Origin of the sequence: Pseudomonas sp. MWU13-3659 (assembly GCF_023757525.1) — a bacterium.
Lineage (GTDB): Bacteria > Pseudomonadota > Gammaproteobacteria > Pseudomonadales > Pseudomonadaceae > Aquipseudomonas > Aquipseudomonas entomophila_E.
This window is the reverse complement of the sequence record NZ_JAMSHW010000029.1, coordinates 50,703-59,364: the sequence shown is the minus strand read 5'-3', so window position 1 is coordinate 59,364 and position 8,662 is coordinate 50,703. Positions and strand designations below refer to the sequence as shown.

Below are 8,662 nucleotides of genomic sequence, written 5' to 3'. Positions count from 1 at the left end.
GGGCGCAGCTATCGCTAGCTGACGGTGCGGCTAACCTCTTGATCGCCAAAGCCAAAGCCAAAGCCAAAGCCAAAGCCAAAGCCAAAGCCAAAGCCAAAGCCAAAGCCAAAGCCAAAGCCAAAGCCAAAGCCAAAGCCAAAGCGCGAAACTGGTGAAAAGGCGCTGGAGGATTCCCCGTATACCGCCCGGCGGGTCTGCCGTCAGCCCGCGGACTCGGTTATACTCGCGGGCTTTTCACAGAATTCGCACGAGAGCTGCCCGCCCATGGAAATCCAACCGATCCTGAACACCATCAAGGACCTCACCGAGCGTTCCCAGTCCATTCGGGGGTATCTTTGACTACGATCACAAACATGATCGCCTGGTCGAAGTAAACCGCGAGCTGGAAGACGCCGCTGTCTGGAACAAGCCCGAGTACGCCCAGGCCCTGGGCCGCGAGCGCGCCATGCTGGCGCAGGTGGTCGAAACCCTGGACAAGCTGTCCGGTGGCCTGGCCGACTGCCAGGACCTGCTCGACATGGCCGTCGAGGAAAATGACGAAGGCGCCGTCGGCGACGTCGTGACCGAGCTGGAAGGCCTGGAAGAAAAACTGGCCCAGCTCGAGTTCCGTCGCATGTTCAGCGGCGAGATGGACATGAACAACGCCTATCTCGACATCCAGGCCGGCTCCGGCGGAACAGAAGCCCAGGACTGGGCTAACATCCTGCTGCGCATGTACCTGCGCTGGGCCGACAAGCGCGGCTTCGACGCCACCATCATCGAACTGTCCGAAGGCGAAGTCGCCGGCATCAAGGGCGCCACCGTGCACATCAAGGGCGAGTACGCCTTTGGCTGGCTGCGCACCGAGATCGGCGTGCACCGCCTGGTGCGCAAGAGCCCGTTCGACTCCGGCGCACGTCGCCACACCTCGTTCTCGGCGGTATTCGTCTCGCCCGAGATCGACGACAAGGTCGAGATCGAGATCAACCCGTCCGACCTGCGTATCGACACCTACCGCTCCTCCGGCGCCGGTGGTCAGCACGTGAACACCACCGACTCGGCGGTCCGTATTACCCACGTGCCCACCAACACCGTGGTGGCCTGCCAGAACGAACGTTCCCAGCACGCCAACAAGGATACCGCCATGAAAATGCTGCGGGCCAAGTTGTACGAGCTGGAAATGCAGAAGCGCAACGCCGCCTCGCAGGCACTGGAAGACAGCAAGTCGGACATCGGCTGGGGTCACCAGATCCGCTCCTACGTACTTGATGACTCGCGCATCAAGGACCTGCGTACCGGCGTCGAGCGTAGCGACTGCCAGAAGGTCCTGGACGGCGACCTCGACCAGTACCTGGAAGCGAGCCTCAAGCAGGGGCTGTAATCCGCACACCACCGCCGCGATACGAGGCCGTCGGCCCGTATCGCGTGCCCTGCCCGACAGGGGCAACGAACACCTGATGGAAAGAATGACGACATGAGCGACCTCAAGACCGAAGCGCAAGACCTGCAACAGGAAGAAAACGCCCTGATCGCCCTGCGCAAGGAAAAACTTGCCGCCGAACGCGCGAAGGGCAATGCCTTCCCCAACGACTTCCGCCGCGACAGCTACTGCAACGACCTGCAGAAACAGTACGCGGACAAGACCAAGGAAGAGCTGGAAGCAGCCGCCATCCCGGTCAAGGTCGCCGGTCGCATCATGCTCAACCGTGGCTCGTTCATGGTCATCCAGGACATGACCGGCCGCATCCAGGTCTACGTCAACCGCAAGACCCTGTCGGAAGACACCCTCGCAGCGGTCAAGACCTGGGACCTGGGCGACATCATCAGCGCCGAAGGCACCCTGGCCCGTTCCGGCAAGGGCGACCTGTACGTCGAGATGACCAACGTGCGCCTGCTGACCAAGTCGCTGCGCCCGCTGCCGGACAAGCACCACGGCCTGACCGATACTGAACAGCGCTACCGCCAGCGCTATGTCGACCTGATGGTCAACGAGGAAACCCGCCACACCTTCCGCGTGCGTTCGCAGGTGATCTCGCATATCCGCAAGTTCCTCATCGAGCGCGACTTCCTCGAAGTCGAAACCCCGATGCTGCAGACCATCCCGGGCGGCGCCGCGGCCAAGCCGTTCGAAACCCACCACAACGCGCTGGACATGGCCATGTTCCTGCGCATCGCGCCTGAGCTCTACCTCAAGCGGCTTGTTGTGGGTGGTTTTGAAAAAGTGTTCGAGATCAACCGCAACTTCCGCAACGAAGGCGTGTCGACCCGGCACAACCCCGAGTTCACCATGCTCGAGTTCTACCAGGCCTACGCCGACTACCGCGACAACATGGACCTCACCGAGGAGCTGTTCCGCGAACTGGCGCAGCTGGTGCTGGGCAGCACCGACGTGCCGTACGGCGACAAGGTGTTCCACTTCGGCGAGCCGTTCGTGCGCCTGTCGGTGTTCGACTCGATCCTCAAGTACAACCCGGAGCTCACCGCCGCCGAACTGCAGGACGTCGACCGTGCCCGCGAGATCGCCAAGAAGGCCGGCGCCAAGGTGCTGGGCCACGAAGGCCTGGGCAAGCTGCAGGTGATGATTTTCGAAGAGCTGGTCGAGCACAAGCTGGAGCAGCCGCACTTCATCACCGAGTACCCGTTCGAAGTCTCGCCGCTAGCCCGTCGCAACGACGACAACCCGGCCGTGACCGACCGCTTCGAGCTGTTCATCGGTGGCCGCGAGATCGCCAACGCCTACTCCGAGCTCAATGATGCCGAAGACCAGGCCGAGCGTTTCCTCGCCCAGGTCGCCGAGAAAGACGCCGGCGACGACGAGGCCATGCACTACGACGCCGACTTCGTCCGCGCGCTGGAATATGGCATGCCGCCGACTGCCGGTGAAGGCATTGGTATCGACCGTCTGGTGATGCTGCTGACCAACTCGCCGTCGATTCGCGACGTGATCCTGTTCCCGCACATGCGTCCACAGGCCTGAGCGATGTGAACAAGCCGCCTTTCGAGGCGGCTTTTTCATGCCTGCTGATCGCCAGCCCCGTTCGCCGGCAAGCCGGCGAACGGGGCCATTACCACCAAGAGGTAGCCATCGTGACACCCGCCATGCCCCACCAAGGCGCCGCCGGCATCGCCACCGCCGTCGCCGAGAGCGTGCAATACCAGGGCCGCAAGACCGCCCGCCAGGGCAGCGAGCAGCGCCGCCAGCAAATTCTCGACGCCGCCATGCGCATCGTCGTGCGCGATGGCGTGCGCGGCGTGCGCCACCGCGCCGTGGCCACCGAGGCCGGGGTGCCGTTGTCGGCGACCACCTACTACTTCAAGGATATCCAGGACCTGCTGGCCGACACCTTCGCCCAGTACGTCGAACGCAGCGCGGCCTATATGGCCAAGCTGTGGACCAATACCGAAGGCGTGCTGCGCCAGTTGCTGGCCCAGGGCGACGGCACGCCCGAGGCCCGGGCCCATCTGGCCGACGAAGTGGCGCGCATGCTGGCCGACTATGTCCGACGCCAGCTGAACAACCGTCGCGACTTCCTCATGGCCGAGCAGGCCTTCCGCCAGGAGGCTCTGTTGTGCGCTCGGTTGGCGGAGCTGGTGCAGGCCCACGAGCAGATCCTGCTGCACGGCGCGCGGCAGATCCTCCAGGTGGTCGGCTCGCGCCAGCCCGATCAGGACGCCCAGATGTTGACGGCGATAATCGAGCAGATGGAATATCAGGGCCTGCTCAAGGCTGCGGATGCGCCGGCCGATGAGCAGATGCTCGCTATCCTGGTCCGATACCTGCAGATGGTGCTGGCATCGGCCTGAGCGGCACACGAATTTCCAAGGAGAAGCGGATGAAAGCCTGGCGTGTGGTGTTGTTGACCTTGTCATTCCTCCTGCTGGGCGGTTGTCTGGTGACTTTCGACGAGCCGCTGCCCGTCAACCAGGCGGCGCCCAAGGCCCTGCTGGGCCAATGGAGCAGCAAGGATGCCTGGGGCCAGCCGCTGAAGCTGAGTATCAGCCGGGCGGGTGGCAACACCTACAAGGCGGTAGCACATGCCCAAGGCAAGGCGCCCGAGGAGTACGCCTTCACCGTGGCCCGGCACGGCAACCGCTGGTACCTGTCGGCGGGCGTGCCCAAGCGTTTGGGCGGCCGCTTCCTGATCGGTGGTTTCGAGGTGGTCGATGGCAAGCAACTGGTGGTCTACAACCTTGATGTAGAGCAGGTGCAGCAGGCGCTGGACAAGAAGGAACTGAGCGGGCGCAGCACCGAGGTGCCGGAGGACAACGGCCCGGGCGTGCTGATCGACAGTCCGTCGGAGCGGGTCCTGGCTTATCTGGACGATCCGGCCAACTCTGACCTGTTCGTCGAAGTGGCACGCTTTGAGCGCGTGGCTAAATAGCATGGGCTGTTTGCCGGCAAGCCGGCTCCTACGGTCACTGTTCCGGTAGGAGCCGGCTTGTCGGCGAACAAGACCCGACTGATTGCAGGGCAATCCGATTCAAGGAGTCCCCGGTGGACGATTACCAGCAGACCATACGCGCACTGTCCGATCGCATCGTCACCGCGCAGACCCCCATCCGCGTGCTCGACGCGGTGAAGTGGGACGACGGCATCCGCCAGGGCTTTCTCAAGGCCAAGGGCAAGGAGCCTCCGGCGGTGGACCGCGCGTACTACCAGAACCGCCCGTTGTCGTTCGACTCCAGTGCGGTGAAGGCCGAATTCCAGAACATCGAACGGGACATCACCCGTCAACTCGGCCAGTTCAACCCGGTCGGGCAGATCATGCGACGCATGTGCAAGGAGTACCGCATGGTCGTGCGCATGCTCGAAGCACGCGGTACCGAGGACTTCGGGCTGATCTCCCAGGAGCTCTACGGCGCCGCCTCCGACGCTTTCCATGCTGGCGACCCGACACTTGCCGACCTGGGGCTGATGCTCTCGGACTACCTCAACAACATCGATGGCCGTGGCGACCTGAAGGACGAGCCGAAGAACCTCACCGCGAAGGAGGCCGTGGAAATCCTCCAGCGTCGCCTGAACAAGGTGTTCGGCGAGGCCGAGGAAACCATCCGCGTGTTCGAGTCCGACGGCATCGTCGCCGATGCCGCGGCCGGCGCCGACTACATCAAGGTGCGCGCCGATGCCATGTTCAACAGCCGCGACGTGCGCGCCCTCGAAGTGCACGAGGGCCTGGTGCATGTCGGCACCACCCTCAACGGCCTGAACCAGCCGATCTGCACCTTCCTGGCCAAGGGCCCGCCCTCGTCCACGGTGACCCAGGAAGGCCTGGCCATTCTCATGGAGGTGATCGCCTTTGCCTCCTACCCCAGCCGCCTGCGCAAGCTGACCAACCGCACCCGCGCCATCCACATGGTCGAGGAGGGCGCCGACTTCATGCAGGTCTACGAGTTCTTCCGCGGCCAGGGCTTCGAGATGGGGCAGAGCTACAGCAATGCCAGCCGGGTGTTCCGTGGCTCGGTGCCCAACGGGCTGCCATTCACCAAGGACTTGTCCTACCTCAAGGGCTTCATCATGGTTTACAACTACATTCAGTTGGCCGTGAAGAAGGGCAAGCTGGAGCAGATCCCGTTGCTGTTCTGCGGCAAGACCACCCTGGAAGACATGCGCACCCTGCGCCAACTGGTCGAAGAAGGGCTGGTGGAGCCGCCCAAGTACCTGCCGGAGCAGTTCCGCGACCTCAACGCACTGTCGGCGTGGATGTGCTTCTCCAACTTCCTCAACCACCTGAGCCTGGACCGCATTGAAGCCGATTACGCGAACATTCTCTGACGCCTGCCGTCACCTCGCCTTCGGCCTCGGGCTGCTGCTGTTGAGCGGCTGCAGCAGCCTGCTGTTCTACCCAGAGCGTGGCCAGCCGTTCACCCCGGAAAAGGCCCGCCTCCACTATCAGGACCTGACGATTACCGCCGCGGATGGCACGCGTCTGCATGCCTGGTGGTTACCGGCGAAGGAGGGTGTCGAGGTCAAGGGCACCGTGCTGCACCTGCACGGTAACGGCGGTAACCTGGCCCTGCACCTGGGGGGCAGCTACTGGTTGCCGGCGTCGGGTTACCAGGTATTGATGCTCGATTACCGCGGCTACGGGCTGTCCCAGGGCAAGGCCACCCTGCCAGAGGTGTATGGCGATATTGACGCGGCGTTGGGCTGGCTCGACAAGGCGCCGCAGGCGCAGGGCAAGCCTCTGGTGCTGCTGGGCCAGAGCCTGGGCGGCGCAATGGCCATTCATTACCTTGCCCAGCACCCCGAGCAGCGCCGGCGTTTCAGGGCGCTGGTGTTCGATGGCGTGCCTGCCAGCTACCGCGCGGTGGGACGCTATGCGCTCAGTACTTCCTGGATGACCTGGCCGTTGCAGGTGCCGCTGTCCTGGCTGGTGCCGGACGGCGACAGCGCAATCAACTCGATCGAACACCTGGACAGCCCGCCGAAGCTGTTCTTCCACAGCATCGACGACCACCTCGTACCACTTGAAAACGGCCTGCGCCTGTACCGGCATGCGCCACCGCCCCGGGTGTTGCAACTGACCCGCGGCGACCATGTGCAGACTTTCGCCGACCCGACCTGGCGCCAGGTGATGCTGCGTTTCCTGGATGACCCCACGCATTTCAACGGCCTGCGCCGCCTGGCCGAAGTTCCCAACTACCCTGACGAGAAGAACGCGCAATGAGTGAAGAACGCAACGCCATCCCGCTGATCCTGACCGGCATCGGCAGCATCATCGTGACGGTGGGGACCCTGTGGTACTACGGCTACCTGCATTTCGCCAAGCCACAGGACGCCCTGTTGCTGCAGGACTTCACCATGCTCAAGACCATTCCGGGCGAGGACTACAAACTCTCGCTGACACCGGCACCGCAAGTGGCGCAGTGCATCGATGGCGTGTTGGTGCTGTTCGATACCGAGCAGAAGGGCCTGACCGGCGTACTGGTGGACAACCGCAAGCGCGCGGTGCGCTGCATGGGGCAGGAGACGCCGCAGCAGGTGCAGTGAATCGGGCCTGTGGTCGCAGAAGTTTGCTGGCTGCGAGATCGAGCGCCGCCTGTGCGGCGCATCGCGGATGAATCCGCTCCTACAGCGAGGTGGGGCGGCGGCGCAATCAGGCGGGCAACCACGGCCTCACAGGTGCGGCACGTTGCAACAGCTGTAGGAGCGGATTCATCCGCGATGCGCCGCGCGGGCGGCGCTCGATCTGGAGTGCGCTGCAAGCCTGTCGTCTAGCACTTCGCGACGCACCATGATTTGAAGGCCGGCACGAAAAACCCCGCCATCAAGGCGGGGTTCCTCACTCAAGCATCAGCCATCACTGGATCTGGCTCACCGCCCGCGGCGCCACCGGCTGGTTGTCGTTGGAGATGGTCACCTCCACCCGGCGGTTCTGCGCGCGGCCGGAGTTGCTGGTGTTGTCCGCCACCGGATACTCCTTGCCATAGCCCTGGGCAACGATGCGCGCCGGGTCCACGCCCGCCCGCACCAGCGCCATGCGCACGCTGTTGGCGCGGCGCTCCGACAGGGTCTGGTTGTAGTTGGCCGAGCCAACGCTGTCGGTGTAGCCCTCGATGATCACCTTGCGCTCCGGGTTCTCCTGGAGGAACTGTGCCAGCTTGGTGATGTTCGGGTAGGCGCTGCTCTTGAGGTTGGCCTTGTTGAAGTCGAACAGCACGTCACCGAAGGTCACCAGGGTACCCCGGTCGGTCTGTTTGGCGTTCAGGCTGTCCTGAAGCTTCTTGATCTGCGCGTCGCGGGCATCGAGCTTGGCCTGGGCGCGCTGGGCGGCGGCGTTTTTCAGCTCGGCCTCGGCGGTGCGCAGGGCGATGGTCTGCTTGGCCACTTCGACACGCTGGTTGGTGAGGTAGGCGAGCTGGTCGACCTTCTTCTCGTTCTCACGTTCCATGTAGGCCTTGTCGGCCTTGTTCAGCCAGTCCTGGGCGTCCTTGGTCTCGAGCGCGGCGACCTTGCTCGACTGCGGATCGCTCTGCAGCGCGGAGAAGTTGGTGCGGGCCGACTCGAGGTTGGCGTTCGGGTCATGGGAGCAGGCGGCCAGGCCTACGCTCAGGGCCAGCAGGGCGGGAATCATGACGTAGTTGCGCATAGTGTTCATCCTTTGATCTTCAAGAGGGGGTCAGTGGCCGGCAGGCTCATTCAGCGCTGCGCAGGCCTTCCTCACGTACGTCGCGGACACCCTGGCGAGCGTCCTGCACGGCTTTCTGGGCCTTGGCCGCCTGGGCCTTGCGCTCGGCGACGCGAGCGTCCCACTCGGCTTGTTCGGCCAGCAGTTTTGCCTGGTCGTACTGCTTGTCGTGCATGGCGATCTCAGCCTTCTTGAACTTGTCCTGGGCCGCTTTCATCTCCACCGCCGCGAACTCGGTGCCGCCGGCACTCACCGCCGAATTGACCGCCGACTGGGTCACAGCGTACTGCTCGGAAGGCGGATTGCCGGCGCAACCGGCCAGCACCAGGCTGCTACCCAGCGCCAAGGCGGCCAGCTTGAGCCCGCGCAGATGAGTGGAAGAGGGGTATGCGATGCGGGTCTTCATGAGGGTCAACTCCATGGGGTCACTCCTGTTAACGACGATGTCCGCAGTGGGCCCATCGCTGTTTCCCTGTGCCAAGACAAACGCGGCAACGCTTGTTTGCACAAGGTTTGGCCGTGGTGGCTATTGGCTGTGACCGAGGCGTTTTTTC

At 63.7% G+C, this 8,662-nt stretch carries 9 protein-coding genes; 7 read left to right on the top strand and 2 right to left on the bottom strand.

All coding sequences use genetic code 11. The features are described from left to right. The first annotated feature begins 264 nt into the window (after positions 1-264). From prfB to NGM28_RS24115, 7 genes are all read left to right on the top strand, one after another. Positions 265-1,360 (top strand): peptide chain release factor 2 gene (prfB, locus tag NGM28_RS24145; protein ID WP_011532563.1). Its coding sequence is split into 2 segments (ribosomal slippage): positions 265-336 and positions 338-1,360, totalling 1,095 coding nucleotides; the frame shifts between segments, so codons are not numbered across the junction. Positions 1,361-1,453: 93 nt separating this feature from the next. Next, a complete protein-coding gene (lysS, locus tag NGM28_RS24140; RefSeq protein ID WP_252091815.1) occupies positions 1,454-2,956 on the top strand; it encodes a lysine--tRNA ligase in 1,503 nt (500 codons plus the stop codon). Between the two features lie 122 nt (positions 2,957-3,078). Next, positions 3,079-3,783: a TetR/AcrR family transcriptional regulator gene (locus tag NGM28_RS24135; RefSeq protein WP_252091813.1), complete on the top strand. Its 705-nt coding sequence runs from the start codon at positions 3,079-3,081 to the stop codon at positions 3,781-3,783. A gap of 29 nt (positions 3,784-3,812) precedes the next feature. Next, the gene (locus tag NGM28_RS24130) at positions 3,813-4,361 is read left to right on the top strand and encodes an outer membrane lipoprotein carrier protein LolA (RefSeq protein ID WP_240064744.1); all 549 of its coding nucleotides are present in this window, start codon (positions 3,813-3,815) and stop codon (positions 4,359-4,361) included. A 113-nt stretch (positions 4,362-4,474) separates the two neighbouring features. Then, positions 4,475-5,752: a flavohemoglobin expression-modulating QEGLA motif protein gene (locus NGM28_RS24125; RefSeq protein WP_240064745.1), complete on the top strand. Its 1,278-nt coding sequence runs from the start codon at positions 4,475-4,477 to the stop codon at positions 5,750-5,752. Next, entirely contained in the window at positions 5,724-6,647 is a 924-nt protein-coding gene (locus tag NGM28_RS24120) for an alpha/beta hydrolase (RefSeq protein WP_240064746.1), read from the top strand. Before NGM28_RS24125 ends, NGM28_RS24120 begins: the two co-directional genes overlap by 29 nt. Beyond that, positions 6,644-6,970: a PA3694 family proteiin gene (locus NGM28_RS24115; protein ID WP_240064747.1), complete on the top strand. Its 327-nt coding sequence runs from the start codon at positions 6,644-6,646 to the stop codon at positions 6,968-6,970. Before NGM28_RS24120 ends, NGM28_RS24115 begins: the two co-directional genes overlap by 4 nt. Before the next feature lie 310 nt (positions 6,971-7,280). Here NGM28_RS24115 and lptF read toward each other — a convergent pair whose 3' ends face one another. Continuing rightward, positions 7,281-8,069 (bottom strand): lipotoxin F family OmpA-related lipoprotein LptF, encoded by a 789-nt coding sequence (gene lptF, locus NGM28_RS24110; protein WP_252091811.1) that lies wholly within the window; start codon positions 8,067-8,069, stop codon positions 7,281-7,283. A gap of 46 nt (positions 8,070-8,115) precedes the next feature. After that, positions 8,116-8,529, bottom strand: a complete 414-nt coding sequence (locus NGM28_RS24105; RefSeq protein ID WP_252091810.1) for a DUF4398 domain-containing protein — start codon at positions 8,527-8,529, stop codon at positions 8,116-8,118. Positions 8,530-8,662 lie beyond the last annotated feature (133 nt).